The organism is Rhodococcus sp. MTM3W5.2, assembly GCF_001984015.1.
In the GTDB taxonomy this organism is placed as follows: domain Bacteria; phylum Actinomycetota; class Actinomycetes; order Mycobacteriales; family Mycobacteriaceae; genus Rhodococcus_G; species Rhodococcus_G oryzae.
Window position 1 is genome coordinate 1874511 of sequence record NZ_CP019572.1, and the last position, 15078, is coordinate 1889588.

Genomic DNA, 15078 nt, shown 5'->3' on the forward strand with positions numbered 1-15078 from the left:
CGGATGGCTACTCCGCCGCAGGTACGTCCTCGGTGAAGCCGGGCAGCCACTTGGTCAGGATCTCCATGTACGGCGCGTAGGCATCGAGCTGGGCACAGATGCCGACCGAGCCGAGCAGCACCCGGAAGATCATCACGTACTCGGCAGGCATGTTCAGTGCCCGTGCGGTCCGGAACTGTGCGGACGAGAAGTCCGTCGCGGTCCCTGCCGCCTTCTGCAGCCAGGCCCTGGTGAAGTGGAAGGACTCGGTGTGGATGGGGTCGGTGAACGGACGGAGGTAGTCGGCGATCTCCTGATCTGTGACCTTGCGGCCGGGCAGCACGAATCCGTTGGCGCGCAGCAGTTCCGTCAGTTCGTCGAACCGTTCCTCGAGCGCGAGCCGCACCATCCTCCCGAGCACAGGGGGCAGCCCGCCGGGCATCGGCGCGCAGGCGCCGTAGTCGATGACGCCGAGCCTGCCGTCCTCGAGCATCATGAAATTGCCGGGGTGAGGATCACTGTGCAGCAGTCCTACCCGGGCGGGCGAGGCGAAGTGGAACTCGGCGAGCAAGGCGCCCGCGCTGTTGCGCTGTTCGGCGGTGCCGCCCGCGATGATCGTCGACAGCGGTGTCGCCGACATCCATTCGGTGATCACCACCTTCGGCGAGCTCGCGACCACCTTCGGGATCGCGAATTTGGGGTCGCCCGCGAACTCGGCGGCGAACGCTCGCTGGTTGTTCGCCTCGATGCGGTAGTCCAGCTCGTCCTCGGTGCGGGCGGTGAGCTCCTCGAGGACCGGCTTGACGTCCGCACCCGGGATCACCGAGCTGAACATCCCTGCGAAGCGGGACAGCGTGCGCAGGTCGGCGCGCAGGGCCTCGTCCGCACCCGGGTACTGCACCTTCACCGCGACGTCGCGGCCGTCGGACCACACGGCGCGGTGCACCTGCCCGATGCTCGCCGAGGCCGTCGGAACGTCGTCGAAGGACGCGAACCGGTCCCGCCACTTGCTGCCGAGCTGCTCGCCGAGCACCCGGTGAACCTTCTTGGCGGGCAACGGTGGCGCCTCCGCCTGCAACTTCGTCAGCGCCTCCCGATACGGCTCCGCGAACTCCTCCGGGACCGCCGCCTCCATCACGCTCAGCGCCTGCCCGAGCTTCATCGCGCCGCCCTTGAGCTCGCCGAGCACGGTGAACAACTGTTCGGCGGCCTGCTGGGTCAGCTTGGCGTCGATCTCCTCGCGGTCGCCGCCGACCAGCTTGCGGCCGAACCCGACCGCAGCGCGTCCCGCGATCCCGAGCGGAATGCTCGCCAGTTTGGCGGTGCGGGCGGAACTGCTGCGGGGGATGTCTGACACGCCCACCATCATGGCTGACGATTCGCCGGTTCGCCCACATGTCCGGCACGGCGGTGGCATCCGCAGTCGGGATGCCGCGGCCACGTCCTCCTGACCAGTCGATACGTCGTCAGGTTCAGTTCCAGGGTGGTGTCGAGGCAGGCGGGGGAGCGCGCGGGTTGCGCGGCGATCAGCACGTTCAGCTCCGCGAGCGCGAGCGCGGTGGTGGCCAGGATCGACGCCGGGTCCGCATGTCCGACCGCGCCGAGCAACTGCGCGGCCAGGTGCGGCCACTCGTGATCGCGGGAGGTCCTGGTGAGGTCGGCGCAGCGCAGGCAGCTGGTGTGGCCGGGCAGCACCAGCGGTCCGACGATGCCTGCCCCGTCGCGGAGCCGGACTTGCAGGTGTGGCATCCGCGCCTCGACGAGCCCGGCCACGAACCCCGGATCGGGAACCAGTTCGTCGGCCAGGACCACGAGGGCCGACCGGTCGATGCGCGGGACCCCGGTGCCGCCGAACGGTACCGATCTGGTCAGCCGCACCCTGCCGTCGGCGAGAGAGCCCGCGATGCCGTCGGAGATCGGCCCCCGGCCGTGCACGTGCACGGCCGTGACGCAGCGGGGTGCGGTCGTCGCGGGCATCAAAAGAGCGGCCCCGGCCAACTCGGCCAGCAGGGCCTCGATGTCGGCGGCGGTCAGCCCGATCTCCCGTGCCCGCCTGAGGATCTCGTCGCGACTGTGCTGACCGTCGAGCACCCGCAGCAGCGCGGCCACCGCAGGCGGGGCGACCCCGGTCGGCACGGTGAGCAGCAGGGCTCGCTCGGGGTCCCAGCCCAATTGGACGGTGCCGCTGGGCCGAACCAGGATCGGGATCCGCGGATCGAGCCGCGGGCCCGCGCTCAGTGCCGAGGCCGGTGTCATGTCCCGACCCTTGCAGGTGCGGCAGCGCAGACGAGCGCCGCGCACCCGGTTATCCACAGGGGCGCGGCGCCGATGGCCTGGGTTTTCGTTCCTGCCGGCTACTCCGTCGGTCGGTCGGTGTCCCCGCCCTGCTCGCGCTCGCGGGCCTCGGTCGCCTCGAGCTGCGCGATCGGGTCGTCGAAGGCGCTGGTGCCGCCGCCGACCACGCGGTCGACGAATCCGGCAGGGCTGTCCAGATCGGAGGAGTCCGGCAGCAGATCTGGGTGCGCCCACACCCCGTCCCGGCCCTCGATCCCGGCGCTCTCGGTGAGCAGGTGCCACAGGCGTGACGCCTCGCGGACCTTGCGGGGTCGTAGTTCCAGGCCGACGAGGGTGGCGAATGTCTGCTCCGCGGGACCGCCGGTGGCGCGCCGACGGCGGAGCGTCTCGGACAGCGCGGCCACCCCGGGCAGGCGGTCGCCGAGTGCCTCGGACACCACGGTCTCCACCCAGCCCTCGATGAGGGCGAGCATGGTCTCGAGGCGTTCGAGGGCCTGCTTCTGCTCGGGGGTCGTCTGCGGTTCGAAGGCGCCCTGCTGGAGGATCTCCTCGATCTTCGACGGATCGGTCAACGCGCTCGGGTCGATGCCCTGGGCGGCCTCCTCGATCGCGGAGAAGTCCATCCGGATGCCGCGCGCGTATTCCTCCACGGTGGCCAGCAGCCGCTGCCGGAGCCACGGCACGTGGACGTACAGGCGGTGGTGGGCAGCCTCGCGTGCGGCGAGGAACACCAGGATCTCGCGATCGGGCTGCTCCAGTCCCTCGCTGAACTTCTCGATCGCCGTCGGGAGCAGCGCCGCGACCCCACTGGGGCCGAGCGGGAGCCCGATGTCGGTGGAGGTCAGCACCTCGGAGGAGAGCTGGCCGAGCGCCTGGCCCAGCTGAGAGCCGAACGCCAACCCGCCCATCTGTCCGAGCATGCCCATCATCGGGCCCGCCATCTGCTTGGCCTCCTCGGGGAGACCGGTCGCCCACATGCCCGAGATCTGTTCGGCCACCGGGTCGCACAGGCGCTTCCAGGTGTCGAGGGTGTTCTCGAGCCAGTCGGCTGCCGTCCAGGCGACCGCCTTGGACGCGCCTGCGGGCAGGGTGGTGGCTCCGTCCAGCCACACCTCTGCGAGGTGGGCGGCGTCGGCGACCGCCGTGCCGGTGCCGCTCGAGATCGGGGCCACGGTGCCGAGCTGCTGGAGAGCGAGCTTCTTGGCGAGGTCGTAATTGACAGGGCCGCTGCCGCCGGTGCCCATTGCGCTACCCATGCCGCTGAGCATCTGCCCGAACTGCGTGAGCATCTGGCCGAGCTGCGTCGGGTCGAAGCCCTCGGGAGTGAAGCCGAACGGGATCCCGCCCGGACCGGGCGAACCCTCGCCGTCCCGACTCTTGTCACGGTCGGGATCGTCGTCGGAATTCGAGAAACCAAACGGCGGATTGCTCATGGCTCAACGGTACAAGGCATCGTGGGGGTTGATGGCGGCGGAGATGACGCTCAGCGCGAACAAGCCGGGCCGCCCTCTACGCTGGGCCGGGTGAATCGACGGATGGTGACCCTGGCCGCTGCGCTGGTGCCGGTGGTGGCGCTCTTCACTCTCGGGACCGCGGTGACCGTGCCGTTCGTGGCCCTCGGACCGGGACCGACCTTCAACACCCTTGGCGAGGCCGACGGCAAGCCCGTGGTCGAGATCGAGGGGACCGAGATCGATCCGACGTCGGGCAACCTCAACATGACCACAGTCTCGGTCCGTGACGGACTCAACATCTTCGAGGCCTTCGGGAACTGGATCAGCGGGCGCTACGGCCTGGTGCCGCGCGCCGAGGTGTACCCGCCGGACAAGAGCAAGGACGAGGTCAAGCAGGAGAACGAGGCGGACTTCGCGCAGTCGGAGGATTCCGCCGAACTCGCCGCGCTGCACTACCTGGACCTGCCCGTCGCGCTCGAGGTGGTCGACGTCGCCGAGGACGGACCGGCCAAGGACGCGCTGCGGCCGGGCGACCAGCTGACCGCCATCAACGGCACGCAGGTCAAGACCGTCGGTGAGGTGCAGCGGGCGGTCGCCGAGCTCGAGCCGGGCAGCGAGGTCAGCGTGCTGCTGCGTCGCGACGGCCAGGAGATGACCGTGCCGGTGACGCTCGGCGCGCGGCCGGGAGCCACGGACCACGGCTACCTGGGGATCACCCCGCAGGAGAAGCCCGAGGTCCCGTTCACCGTGGAGTTCAACCTTGCCGAGGTGGGCGGCCCCTCGGCGGGGCTGATGTTCACCCTCGCGGTGATCGACAAGCTCTCGCCCGGCGAGCTGAGCGGCGGCGGGTTCGTGGCGGGCACCGGGACCATCGACTCCGACGGAGAGGTCGGCCCGATCGGTGGCATCCCGTACAAGCTGCTCGCCGCCCGCGAGGCCGGGGCGACCACATTCCTGGTGCCGTCGAAGAACTGCGACGAGGCCCGTCAGCGGGTGCCCGAGGGTCTGCGGCTGGTGAAGGTGGACAACCTCGACGGCGCGGTGTCCGCGCTCGACTCGCTGAACTCCGGCGGCGACGCGCCCGCCTGCTAGGGCCGCTCTCGGCTCAGCGGATCAGTCGTCGGACGCGTCGAACGTCGCGTACAGCGCGTTCACCAGGTTCGGCGCGAGGTCCTCGTAGGTGAGCAGCTCGGGTTCGGCGTCGAGGTCGTCGTCCTCCGGCTTGAGCTGGAGCACACAGACGGACGGGCCGTCCCGCAGCACCGCGGCGATGAGCCGGGCCTCCCGGCGTTCGGGGTGGGCATTCGCGGTGGCACGGGCGATCTCGTCGGCGGCGTGCTCGTCGGTCACCACAGGAGCCACCGCGCTGTCGAGGTCCGACTCGGCCGTCGGTGGCAGCACCACGATCTCCTGTACCAGGGCGCACCCGACGACCTCCGCGGGCCAGCTGGTGGTGGACAGGAACTCGTCGAGCGCGGGGGTGCCGCCACCGATGTCGTCCGGGAACGGCTCCTGCTCGACCGGCGTCAGCTCGGCGCCGTCCTCGAGCTGATCGATGAGGTCGGGCTCCGCGGCTGCCAGGACCGCGGTGGGGACGAGGGCGAACATCACAGGCGGTTGACCCCATCCGCCCGCGTCGACGAAGTCCGACACCTCGCGTATGCACCGGGGGAGTGCGTCGACGGAGAAGTCGGCCGGGTGGCCGTAGTACACGCCATTGCTATCGCTCACGGTCCCATCCTCCCACCCACACGTAGAGTGGTCACAACCACCGCGGCGCCTGTGCGCCGCCCGAATCACTGGAGAGTGGACCGTGGGCATGCGGCCCCCACCGGCTTACCGTCGTTGTCCCGTCGAAGTCGAGTGCTGCTGGTACTGGCGCTCGTAGCCGCGGCACTGTTGTTGATCGGTCCCCGGCTGATCGACACCTATACCAATTGGTTGTGGTTCGGCGAGGTCGGATTCCGGACCGTCTTCACCACGGTGCTCGTCACCAGGCTCCTCCTGTTCCTTGCGGTGGCGTTGCTGGTCGGTGGAGCCGTGTTCCTGGCCTTGCTGCTGGCGTACCGCTCCCGGCCGGTGTTCGTGCCCGTCGCGGGGCCCAACGACCCGATCGCCCGGTACCGGACCACGGTGATGGGACGGCTGAAGGCATTCGGCATCGGCATCCCGGTCGCGATGGGGCTGCTCGCCGGACTGGTCGCACAGTCGAACTGGGTGACGGTGCAGCTGTTCCTGCACGGTGAGTCGTTCGGTATCAAGGACCCCCAGTTCGGCCTCGACATCGGCTTCTACTCCTTCGATCTGCCGTTCTTCCGGCTCGTGCTGAACTGGCTGTTCGTTGCCGTCCTCATCGCTTTCTTCGCGAACCTGGTGACGCACTACGTCTTCGGTGGACTCCGGCTCAGCGGCAGGGACGGCGCGCTGACCAAGGCCGCGACCGTCCAGCTCGCGTTGCTGGCGGGCACCTTCGTGCTCCTCAAGGCCGTCGGCTACTGGCTGGACAGGTACTCGTTGCTCTCGAGCAGCCGCAAGGAGCCCACCTTCACCGGCGGCAGCTACACCGATATCAACGCGGTGCTGCCTGCCAAGCTGATCCTGATGGCCATCGCGGTGATCTGCGCCCTCGCGTTCTTCGCCGCGATCTTCCTGCGCGACATCCGGATCCCCGCGATGGCCACCGCGCTGCTGGTGCTCTCCTCGATCCTGATCGGCGCCGTCTACCCGTTGGTGGTCGAGCAGTTCTCGGTGAAGCCGAACGCCGCGCAGAAGGAGAGCCCGTATATCGAGCGCAACATCCAGGCGACGAGGCAGGCCTACGGGATCACCGACGACAACGTCGAATACGTCAAATACACGGGCGTCGCGACGAAGCAGCCGCAGGACGTGCCCGCGGACGTGACGACCATCGCGAACACCCGGCTGCTGGACCCGAACATCCTGTCGCCGACCTTCACCGCGCAGCAGCAGCTGAAGAACTTCTATGCCTTCCCGAAGGCGCTCAACATCGACCGGTACGAGATGAACGGTCAGCTGCGCGACTTCGTTGTGGCCGCGCGCGAGCTCTCGCCCGCGAGCCTGAGCGACAACCAGACCGACTGGATCAACAAGCACACCGTGTACACACACGGCAACGGCTTCGTCGCCGCGCCCGCCAACCAGGTGACCAAGGTGTCGGGCGATGCCCAGAACAACACCGGTGGCTACCCGATCTACAGCGTCAGCGATCTCACTACGCAGCCGTCGGATCCGGCTCTGCGGGTCGACAATCCGCGGATCTACTACGGTGAGGTGATCGCCAAGTCGGATGCCGACTACGCCATCGTCGGCGCCGCGGGCGGCGAGCCACGCGAGTACGACACCGACAGTTCGAAGTACACCTACACCGGTGCCGGTGGTGTCGGGATCGGCAACTGGGTGAACCGCATGGCGTTCGCGGCCAAGTACACCGAGCGCAACATCCTCTTCTCCGGCGCGATCGGCGACGATTCGAAGATCATCTACAACCGCGACCCCAGGGACCGGGTTAACCAGGTCGCGCCGTGGCTGACCACCGACGGCACCATCTACCCCGCGGTGGTCGCGGGCCGGATGCAGTGGATCGTCGACGCGTACACCACACTCGACAACTACCCGTACGCGCAGCGCTCCTCGCTCGACGGACTGGTCGAGGACAGCGTCGACCAGGCCACGGGCCGGCTGCTGCCGAAGAAGGAGGTCTCGTACATCCGGAACTCGGTCAAGGCCACCGTCGATGCCTATGACGGCACGGTGACCCTGTACCAGGTGGACGAGCAGGACCCCGTTCTCAAGGCCTGGATGGGTGTGTTCCCGGGCACCGTCCAGCCCAACAGTGCGGTCACCGACGACCTTCGGGCGCATTTCCGGTACCCCGAGGACCTGTTCAAGGTGCAGCGGGAGATGCTCGCCAAGTACCACGTCGACGACCCGAACGAGTTCTTCACGAACAACAACTTCTGGTCGGTGCCCAGCGACCCCACCGTGGAGACGGACAAGAACCAGCCGCCGTATTACGTGTTGCTCGGCAACGAGGAGACGGCGAAGCCCGAGTTCAAGCTGACCAGCCCCATGGAGGGCTACAACCGGGAGTTGCTGGCCGCGTACATCTCGGTCGCGTCGGATCCGAAGGACTACGGCAAGTTCACCGTGCTGCAGTTGCCGACCGAGACGCAGACGCAGGGCCCGCAGCAGGCACAGACCGCGATGACGTCGAATCAGACGGTGGCCAGCGCGCTGTCGCTGATCAAGCAGTCGAACAAGATCCAGTACGGCAATCTGTTGACGCTGCCGATCGCCGAGGGCGGCATCCTGTACGTCGAACCGTTGTACACCCAACGGAATTCGGCGAATGCCTTCCCGCAGCTCACCGCGGTGCTGGTGAGCTTCACCGACACGAAGGGCATTCGCGTCGGCTATGCGCCGACGCTGGCGGAGGCGCTGGATCAGGTGTTCGGTTCGGGGGCAGCCTCTGTGGCGACCGCGCCGGGCGGGGCGCCGCCTGCGACGGATGGGGAGCAGCAGGCGCAGCCGCCGGGAGGACCGACCCCGGTCCCGCCGCCGGCACCGGGCGGTAACGTCGACGCCGCGCTGACCGAGGTCGACGCAGCGCTCGGGGCGGTCAAGACGGCGCAGCAGAGCGGCGACTTCGCGGCGTACGGTGCGGCGCTCGACCGGCTGCAGAAGGCGGTCGACGCCTACCAGGGGCTACCCAAGTAACAGCGCACGACAGCAAAGGGGCCCTGCCATCCGACCGGATGGCAGGGCCCCTTTGCTGTGGAGCTGGATCAGCGGGTCAGGCTCGCGAGGGCCACACCGTTGTTGGCGATCAGCTGCTGGATCTGATCTCCGAAGCCGTGCTGGTTCGCCAGCGCGACGGCGGCGTCGGACGCCTGCTTGACCTGCTCGGCGGCGGGCGCCGGGATGGTCTCGAGGGCAGGCAGGGCCGGGGCGATGACCGCGGGAACGGCCGGGATCTCGACCGGAGCGGGCGCGGGGCGGGCGAGGGCGCGGGGGCCGGCTCCGGGGCAACGTCCTCGGTCGCGGTGGTCAGGTACTGACCACAGTGCGGCCAGGCGCCGGGGCCCTGGCTGGCGAGGGTGTTCTCCGCGACGCGGATCTGCTCGGCCTTGGAGGCGCCGTGCGGCGAGCCGCTGCCGCCGTTGGCGGTCCAGGTGCTCTGGGAGAACTGCAGGCCGCCGTAGTAGCCGTTGCCGGTGTTGATGCCCCAGTTACCGCCGCTCTCGCACTGCGCGACGCCGTCCCAGTTGTGGGAGGCGGCGTTGGCGGTGCCGGTGGCGAGGCCGAAGGGAACTGCGACGAGTGCGCCGGTGGCGGCAACCCATCCGAGGGCACGCGTGGTCATCTTGCGAGTCGTCATGCGGGGTGAATCCTCTCCGCGCTTGCGAACGGGCCGGCCTGGGGCGGAGTGAGTTCCTCTCGCCCGGCACACAAACACTGGCGCCGCGTCCCTGCCCCTCGAAGGTTTCGGGGTTCCGATCCCGCGGGGCAGAGTGAGCAGCGGCGGGTCGGCTTAAGCCCGGTTGTTTCGGGCCGGTGGCGACCGTACGCAACATTTTCGACACGGTCATCCCGCCGTCCGGACGTTGCCTGCCCCCGAAAATCCGTGCCGGATCGAACATTTCCGCAGGTGAGTGCGCGCCGTTGTCAACAGGATGCGTGTTCGTTACGCGCCCGTTATGTGGCTGGGATCACGGCCCATTTGTGCCTTGGGTCACCCGATCTCGTGCTTGCTGGGGGCGGATTCCGGCCCCGGCACACGCGATTTGTGTTCTGTTCCGCCGCTCGTGTAACTTCGTAAATGCATCGCGGGGTGGAGCAGCTCGGTAGCTCGCTGGGCTCATAACCCAGAGGTCGCAGGTTCAAATCCTGTCCCCGCTACCAATGAACGAAAGCCCGGTCCTCGGACCGGGCTTTCGTCGTTTCCGGGGTTCCCGATGCGAAAACAGGTATGTACCTGGGTAGTACTCCCGTCGTCGTGGGACCCGGTAGGCGGCAGGCTGTGAAACGTCTCGCCAGCCACGCCAGGGAAGGTGTCCACCCCCATGAAGACCGAACAGTTGGTTCATGGTGACTACGTCGCCGCGATGTTCTCGCACGATTTTGTCGAGGGCGGCTTCGATCTCGATGCCGTCGAGCGGATCCGATGCGGGGTGTTCGAGGAGTGGATCTCCGCAGTTGCCCGATCGGGTGTGTTCTCCGACAAGGAGGTCGCGGTTGTCGTGGAGACGTGGCGACGCGATCCGAAGTCGCTCTTGGATGCCCTGTTGCAGGACGCGGACGAGGTGACGCGCAGGCGTTACGAGTCGACCTGGGAGGCGCTGGATCGGGATACCGATCCGCTGGATTCGGCTGTGGTCGGGAGTGCCCCAATTCTCGTGTAGAGTTATCAGTGCAGCGCGGGGTGGAGCAGCTCGGTAGCTCGCTGGGCTCATAACCCAGAGGTCGCAGGTTCAAATCCTGTCCCCGCTACCAATGAACGAAAGCCCGGTCTTCGGACCGGGCTTTCGTTGTTTCTCGGTGATGTCACTGTTGTGCCAGTCTTGGCCGGTGACTCAAACCTGGTGGATCATCAAGCATGTCCCCTTCGAGGGACCGGCCCTGATCGGGACGGTGCTCAGCGCACGGGGGATCGGTTACTCGATCTGCGAGCCCTTCGACGGAGACAGCCTCCCGGAGGCGTCCGAGTGCGCCGGACTGGTGGTCATGGGTGGTCCGATGAATGCGCTCGACGACGCCGGCCACCCGCACCTGGCGGCCGAACGCGCGCTGATCCGTGACTGCCTCGATCTCGGCGTCCCGGTGATCGGAGTGTGTCTCGGGGCCCAGCTCCTCGCGGCGGCTCTGGGGGCAAGCGTATTCGAGGGCCCCGCAGGAGAATTCGGTGCCGGGACGGTCACCCTCACCGATGCCGCCAAGTCGGACAAGATCTTTGGTGGAATCGACGGCGAGATGCCGGTGGTGCATTGGCACGGCGACACCTTCGACCTGCCGGAGGGGCGGTGCTGCTCGCGGGCAGCGCGTCCTACCCGCACCAGGCCTTCCGGGTCGGGGACAACGCCTATGGCCTGCAGTTCCATGTCGAGCTGACGGCTGCCGAGCTGCCCGTGCTGCGCGAACACATGCCGGCGGGCACCGCGCCCGACGCGGATCGGCTGGCAGAGATCGAGGCCGTCGGCCGTACCATCATCGGCGCATTCCTCGGCTAGTCCTTCGGGGTTTCCATCTCGATCAGGACCCGCCGGAGCAGCTTTCCGGTGGCATTGCGGGGCAGCTCCTCGAGGAAGACCACTTCGCGGGGCACCTTGTAGCGGGCGAGGTGCTCCTTCACATAGGCCTTGAGCTCCTGATCGTCGGGTGTGGAGCCCGGCGTCGGCACCACGAATGCCTTGAGCCGGTGGCCGAACTCGGCATCGTCGACGCCGATCACCGCCACCTCCAGTACATCAGGGCGCTCGTAGAGCAGGTTCTCGACCTCGAGGGGGTAGACGTTCTCGCCGCCCGAGACGATCATGTCGTCGTCGCGGCCGTCGACGAAGAGCAGCCCGTCCTTGTCGAAATGCCCGACGTCGCCGGTGGCGAGTAGCCCGTTGATCCGCTCCTTGTCGCGGCCGTCGGTGTATCCGCTGAAGCTCAGTCCAGAGGAGACGAAGATCCTGCCCACCGCCTCGGGTTCGGTGATCCGCACCCCCGCGTCGTCGTAGAGCTCGACGTGACAGGTCACCGGTGCCCTGCCCGCGGTGCCGGGTGCCAGCGCGAGGTCGGCAGGCGTTGCGACCGTCGCGACCGCGACTTCGGTTGAGCCGTACAGGTTGTGCAGTACGTGTCCGAAGGCTCCCGTGGTGCGCCTGCACAGATCGGGGGAGATGGCGGACCCAGCGGCGAAGATGATCTTGAGATTGGTGGTGTCGTACTTCGACAGGGTCTCGGGGCCGAGGTCGATGATCCGCTGCAGCATGGTCGGGACCACGACGAGGACGTCGGCCCGTTGCTCGGCGACGAGGCGGACGCTGCCCTCGGGGTCGAACTTGCGCTGCATGACGACCGTCTGGCCGAGCGCGAGGGCGATCGCGAACTGGGACATGCCGGTGCCGTGGAAGGCGGGCGCCGCCATCACCATGGTCTGGCCGGGACGCAGCGGCACCCGGTCGAGGAACTGAGCGGATGCCAGCGGCGACGTGCGCTCGCGCGGTGCGCCCTTCGGGGTTCCGGTGGTGCCGCTGGTGAGCAACACGAAGCTGCCGTGCGTGGCCGGATGGGGGACGGCGTGGGTGGGCTGACCGGAGATGAGGTCGTCGAGCGTGCGGGTCGCTTGCCCGGTGTCCTCGCCCCAGGACAGGAACAGCCGCACGTCCGAGGGCAGGGCGGCGGCGACGGCGGCGAACTCCTCGTCGTAGACGAAGGACCGAACCTGTTCGCGGGCAGCGACATCCACCAGCTGCGGGGGAGCGAAGCCGGTGTTCATCAGGACCAGCTTGGCGCCCAGCTTCGCGGCGGCGAGCATCGTGAGGACCAGGCCGCGATGGTTGCGGCACATGGCGCCCATCACCGACCCTGGAGCGATGCCCGTCGCCTCCCAGGCCCGCACCAGGGCGTTGGACTGCTGTTCGAGCTGGGCATAGGTCAGTTGCCCGCGCTCGTCGATGATCGCGACCGCGTCGAGTCCGGCCTCGGCGTGCGCGTGGATCGGCCCGGCGAAGGGGCCGTACTTGCGGACCGCGAGGATGGCCGCGATACCCCGGTCGACCCGCGGAAACGGGACGAGACCCGCGCGCACCATCACCCTCGCCGCCCCGAGGGTGTCGATCGTCTTCGTCAGAACACCCGGCATTGGAATTGCCTCCTGAGCCCAGAATCGATCCGGTGAGTGATGGTTGTCAGCCTAGTGCGGGGTGGGGTGTCCGGTGACTGGTTTCGAACGGCGCGGGGAGCCGTGAAGGCAGCGCTGTAACGGAGCCCGGATGCGAAACCGACAGATTGGTAGGTTTCTGGTTTTCAACTGAGGGGGATCTCACTGATGATCAAGTCGAAGCATGTGTTCATAGGGGCCGTCGCCGCGGTCGCGATCGGTGTCGGTGTGGCGGCACCGGCGGCCGCAGCAGGAGATCCGCTAACCCCTGTCACGGCTTTCGTGGCTGGCGCCGCTGTCGGTGACATCGCCGCTCCGCAGGGGATGACGACCCAAACTCTGATCGCGGCCCGGAATGCGGGGCTCCCGATCTACGAAGCGGTGGTGACCAAGGAATACCAAGCCCCGAAGGCGGCATATGTACTGACCGAGTACCGCCGGGTGTACGACATCAACGTACTGAGTTCGCCCACGGCGAAGTTCGTGGGAGTGGGAGCGGTCGCCCCGGACACCTTCTGGGTCCGGCCGGGCTCTCTCGCCAGTCCGATCGTCGTCAATCTGCGTGAGACCTGGCAGGAGAATGTCGGTTTCCCGCTGATGCGGTGGGATCCGACACCGCTGAAGTTCACCAACAGCCCGCTCGTGCGGTTGCCAGACGGCGGCCCGAGCGTCGGCATCGCGCTCGTCACGTAGGGCCGGTGGAGCCGATCTCCATCAAATCTGCCCACGACTCGACGTTCGGGTGACGCTTGAGCAAAGCCCGCCGCTGACGCTCTGTCATCCCACCCCACACGCCGTATTCGATTGCGTTGTCGAGTGCCTCGATGCCGCACTGAACGATGACGGGGCACCGCCGGCACAGCGCGGCCGCCTCACGCTGTGCTGCGCCGCGAACGAACATCTGATCGGGGTGCTCGGTGCGGCACAGCGCGCGTTCCACCCAGGTGCACTGCTCTGCGGGGCGTGGCGACTCGAAGTCGCTGGGGATATTGATCCCCAGCGTCAGTCGGGCACTATTCGATGAACGCGTCACGTAGTCGAATCATGCCCTATTCGATTATCCGGATTCCCGGTGGTAATCACGCGGAAATTGTTGTTAATTAAGCACTTTGGTGGATCAAGACTGCCATTCGGGCGTCCATTGTTTGATCGACATCGATCTCGATCAGCGACGAATCCGCCCCCGCCGCGACGAAGGCGACGGGGCGGATGATGCCATGAATCAGGTTGCAGCGCAGACTACTTGAGCTCGGCGGACGACTTTCCGAGCACGCGCCGTGCCACGATCAGCTGCTGGATCTGCTGGGTGCCCTCGAAGATGTCGAGGATCTTCGAGTCACGGCCCCACTTCTCCAGGAGCGTGTGCTGCGAGTAGCCGAGGCTGCCTGCCAGCTCGACGGCCTTGAGCGTGACGTCGGTGCCGGTGCGTCCCGCCTTCGCCTTGGACATCGACGCCTCGAGCGAGTTCGGCTTCTTGTTGTCGGCCATCCAGGCGGCCCGCAGCGACAGCAGGTAGGACGCCTCCCAGTCCGCCTCGAGGCGGAGGAACTCGGCTGCCGCCGCGTGCTGGTTGTAGGCGGGGGTGTCGTACGAGACCTCGACGCCCGCCTCGGCCAGGATGCCGCGCAGTTCCTCGAGCGCGGCCCGGCCGACGCCGACGGCCATGGCGGCCACCAGCGGGCGGGTGTTGTCGAAGGTCTGCATGACGCCCGCGAAGCCCTGCTCCACGTTCACCTCGGGGCTGCCGAGGATGTTGTCCTTGGGGATCCGGCAGTCCTGGAGCAGCAGCACGGCGGTATCCGACGCCTTGATGCCGAGCTTGTGCTCGAGACGCGCGACGGACAGGCCGGGGGCGTCCCGCGGCACCACGAACGACTTGATCGCGGCGCGGCCCTTCGACTTGTCGACGGAGGCCCACACCACGATGTGGGTGGAGCGTTCGCCCGCGGTCACGAAGATCTTCTCGCCGTTGAGAACCCACTCGTCGCCGTCGAGGACGGCGGTGGTGGTGACGGCTGCGGAATCGGAGCCGAAGCTGGGCTCGGTGATGGCCATCGAGGCCCATACCTTGCCGAAGCGCTCGAGCTGCTCATCGGTCGACACCGCCGCGATCGCTGCGTTGCCGAGTCCCTGGAAGGGAATCGAGAGCATCAGTCCGACATCGCCCCACGAGGTCTCGAGTGCGTTGAGCAGTGCGGCCATGTTGCCGCCGTTGGAGTTTCCGAGCAGCTCGGTTGAGGCCTCCGACCGGCCACCGGCAGCGCCGCCGACGTCACCGCCCGAGTCGTTGAGGCCCTCGATCATGGCCGCCATGGTGTCGAGTTCAACGGGGTATTCGTGCTCGGCCAGATCGTACTTGCGCGAAATGGGCCGGAAGATCTGCGCTGCGACCTGGTGTGCCTGGTTCGCAGAGGCTTTGAGCTTCTTGGGAAGTTCGAGGTTGATCATCAAAGTCTCCTAGTG

The 15078-nt window shown here is 67.7% G+C and carries 11 protein-coding genes, 2 tRNA genes and 2 pseudogenes; 7 read left to right on the forward strand and 8 right to left on the reverse strand.

Going from position 1 to position 15078, the window contains the following annotated elements:
• Window positions 1–7: 7 nt before the first annotated feature.
• The 3 genes from BTZ20_RS08590 to BTZ20_RS08600 all read right to left on the reverse strand — a co-directional run bounded on the left by BTZ20_RS08590 (window position 8) and on the right by BTZ20_RS08600 (window position 3707).
• Window positions 8–1348 carry an ABC1 kinase family protein gene (locus tag BTZ20_RS08590; protein ID WP_077041068.1) on the reverse strand — a complete coding sequence of 447 codons (1341 nt, stop codon included), beginning with the start codon at window positions 1346–1348 and terminating at the stop codon, window positions 8–10.
• Window positions 1345–2235 (reverse strand): hypothetical protein, encoded by an 891-nt coding sequence (locus BTZ20_RS08595; RefSeq protein WP_077041069.1) that lies wholly within the window; start codon window positions 2233–2235, stop codon window positions 1345–1347. The genes BTZ20_RS08590 and BTZ20_RS08595 overlap by 4 nt, the downstream gene beginning before the upstream one ends.
• A 98-nt stretch (window positions 2236–2333) precedes the next feature.
• Window positions 2334–3707, reverse strand: coding sequence for a zinc-dependent metalloprotease (locus BTZ20_RS08600; RefSeq protein WP_077041070.1), 1374 nt, complete (start codon window positions 3705–3707; stop codon window positions 2334–2336).
• 90 nt (window positions 3708–3797) lie between these two features.
• Between BTZ20_RS08600 and BTZ20_RS08605 the strand changes: the two genes are divergently transcribed.
• Window positions 3798–4820, forward strand: coding sequence for a PDZ domain-containing protein (locus tag BTZ20_RS08605; protein WP_077041071.1), 1023 nt, complete (start codon window positions 3798–3800; stop codon window positions 4818–4820).
• Between the two features lie 21 nt (window positions 4821–4841).
• Here BTZ20_RS08605 and BTZ20_RS08610 read toward each other — a convergent pair whose 3' ends face one another.
• Window positions 4842–5459: a PPA1309 family protein gene (locus BTZ20_RS08610; RefSeq protein WP_262982559.1), complete on the reverse strand. Its 618-nt coding sequence runs from the start codon at window positions 5457–5459 to the stop codon at window positions 4842–4844.
• An 82-nt stretch (window positions 5460–5541) separates the two neighbouring features.
• Between BTZ20_RS08610 and BTZ20_RS08615 the strand changes: the two are divergent.
• Window positions 5542–8465 (forward strand): annotated as a pseudogene (locus BTZ20_RS08615) (UPF0182 family protein).
• Between the two features lie 68 nt (window positions 8466–8533).
• Here BTZ20_RS08615 and BTZ20_RS29400 read toward each other — a convergent pair.
• Window positions 8534–9126: pseudogene (locus BTZ20_RS29400) on the reverse strand (transglycosylase family protein).
• Window positions 9127–9573: 447 nt separating this feature from the next.
• Here BTZ20_RS29400 and BTZ20_RS08625 point away from each other — a divergent pair.
• The 4 genes from BTZ20_RS08625 to BTZ20_RS08640 all read left to right on the forward strand — a co-directional run bounded on the left by BTZ20_RS08625 (window position 9574) and on the right by BTZ20_RS08640 (window position 10856).
• A tRNA-Met gene (locus BTZ20_RS08625) sits at window positions 9574–9650 on the forward strand.
• A gap of 161 nt (window positions 9651–9811) precedes the next feature.
• Complete coding sequence (locus tag BTZ20_RS08630) at window positions 9812–10150, forward strand: hypothetical protein (RefSeq protein ID WP_077041073.1); 339 nt, start codon at window positions 9812–9814, stop codon at window positions 10148–10150.
• 14 nt (window positions 10151–10164) lie between these two features.
• Window positions 10165–10241 (forward strand) — tRNA-Met (locus BTZ20_RS08635).
• 75 nt (window positions 10242–10316) lie between these two features.
• The gene (locus tag BTZ20_RS08640) at window positions 10317–10856 is read left to right on the forward strand and encodes a type 1 glutamine amidotransferase (protein WP_223263682.1); all 540 of its coding nucleotides are present in this window, start codon (window positions 10317–10319) and stop codon (window positions 10854–10856) included.
• Between the two features lie 115 nt (window positions 10857–10971).
• On the opposite strand, the gene BTZ20_RS08645 is transcribed toward BTZ20_RS08640, so the two are convergent.
• Window positions 10972–12597: an acyl-CoA synthetase gene (locus BTZ20_RS08645; RefSeq protein ID WP_077041074.1), complete on the reverse strand. Its 1626-nt coding sequence runs from the start codon at window positions 12595–12597 to the stop codon at window positions 10972–10974.
• 186 nt (window positions 12598–12783) lie between these two features.
• Here BTZ20_RS08645 and BTZ20_RS08650 point away from each other — a divergent pair, with 186 nt between their 5' ends.
• Window positions 12784–13308, forward strand: coding sequence for a hypothetical protein (locus tag BTZ20_RS08650; protein WP_077041075.1), 525 nt, complete (start codon window positions 12784–12786; stop codon window positions 13306–13308).
• Here BTZ20_RS08650 and BTZ20_RS26680 read toward each other — a convergent pair.
• Entirely contained in the window at window positions 13301–13615 is a 315-nt protein-coding gene (locus tag BTZ20_RS26680) for a WhiB family transcriptional regulator (protein WP_317616096.1), read from the reverse strand. The two genes, BTZ20_RS08650 and BTZ20_RS26680, sit on opposite strands and share 8 nt — an antisense overlap.
• A 239-nt stretch (window positions 13616–13854) precedes the next feature.
• The gene (locus BTZ20_RS08660) at window positions 13855–15063 is read right to left on the reverse strand and encodes an acyl-CoA dehydrogenase family protein (protein ID WP_077043581.1); all 1209 of its coding nucleotides are present in this window, start codon (window positions 15061–15063) and stop codon (window positions 13855–13857) included.
• Between the last annotated feature and the right edge of the window lie 15 nt (window positions 15064–15078).

Coding starts and splice junctions, on each gene's coding strand:
- BTZ20_RS08590 (WP_077041068.1), bottom strand. CDS start 1,348: ATGATGGTGGGCGTGTCAGACATCCCCCGCAGCAGTTCCGCCCGCACC.
- BTZ20_RS08595 (WP_077041069.1), bottom strand. CDS start 2,235: ATGACACCGGCCTCGGCACTGAGCGCGGGCCCGCGGCTCGATCCGCGG.
- BTZ20_RS08600 (WP_077041070.1), bottom strand. CDS start 3,707: ATGAGCAATCCGCCGTTTGGTTTCTCGAATTCCGACGACGATCCCGAC.
- BTZ20_RS08630 (WP_077041073.1), top strand. CDS start 9,812: ATGAAGACCGAACAGTTGGTTCATGGTGACTACGTCGCCGCGATGTTC.
- BTZ20_RS08645 (WP_077041074.1), bottom strand. CDS start 12,597: ATGCCGGGTGTTCTGACGAAGACGATCGACACCCTCGGGGCGGCGAGG.
- BTZ20_RS08650 (WP_077041075.1), top strand. CDS start 12,784: ATGATCAAGTCGAAGCATGTGTTCATAGGGGCCGTCGCCGCGGTCGCG.
- BTZ20_RS08660 (WP_077043581.1), bottom strand. CDS start 15,063: ATGATCAACCTCGAACTTCCCAAGAAGCTCAAAGCCTCTGCGAACCAG.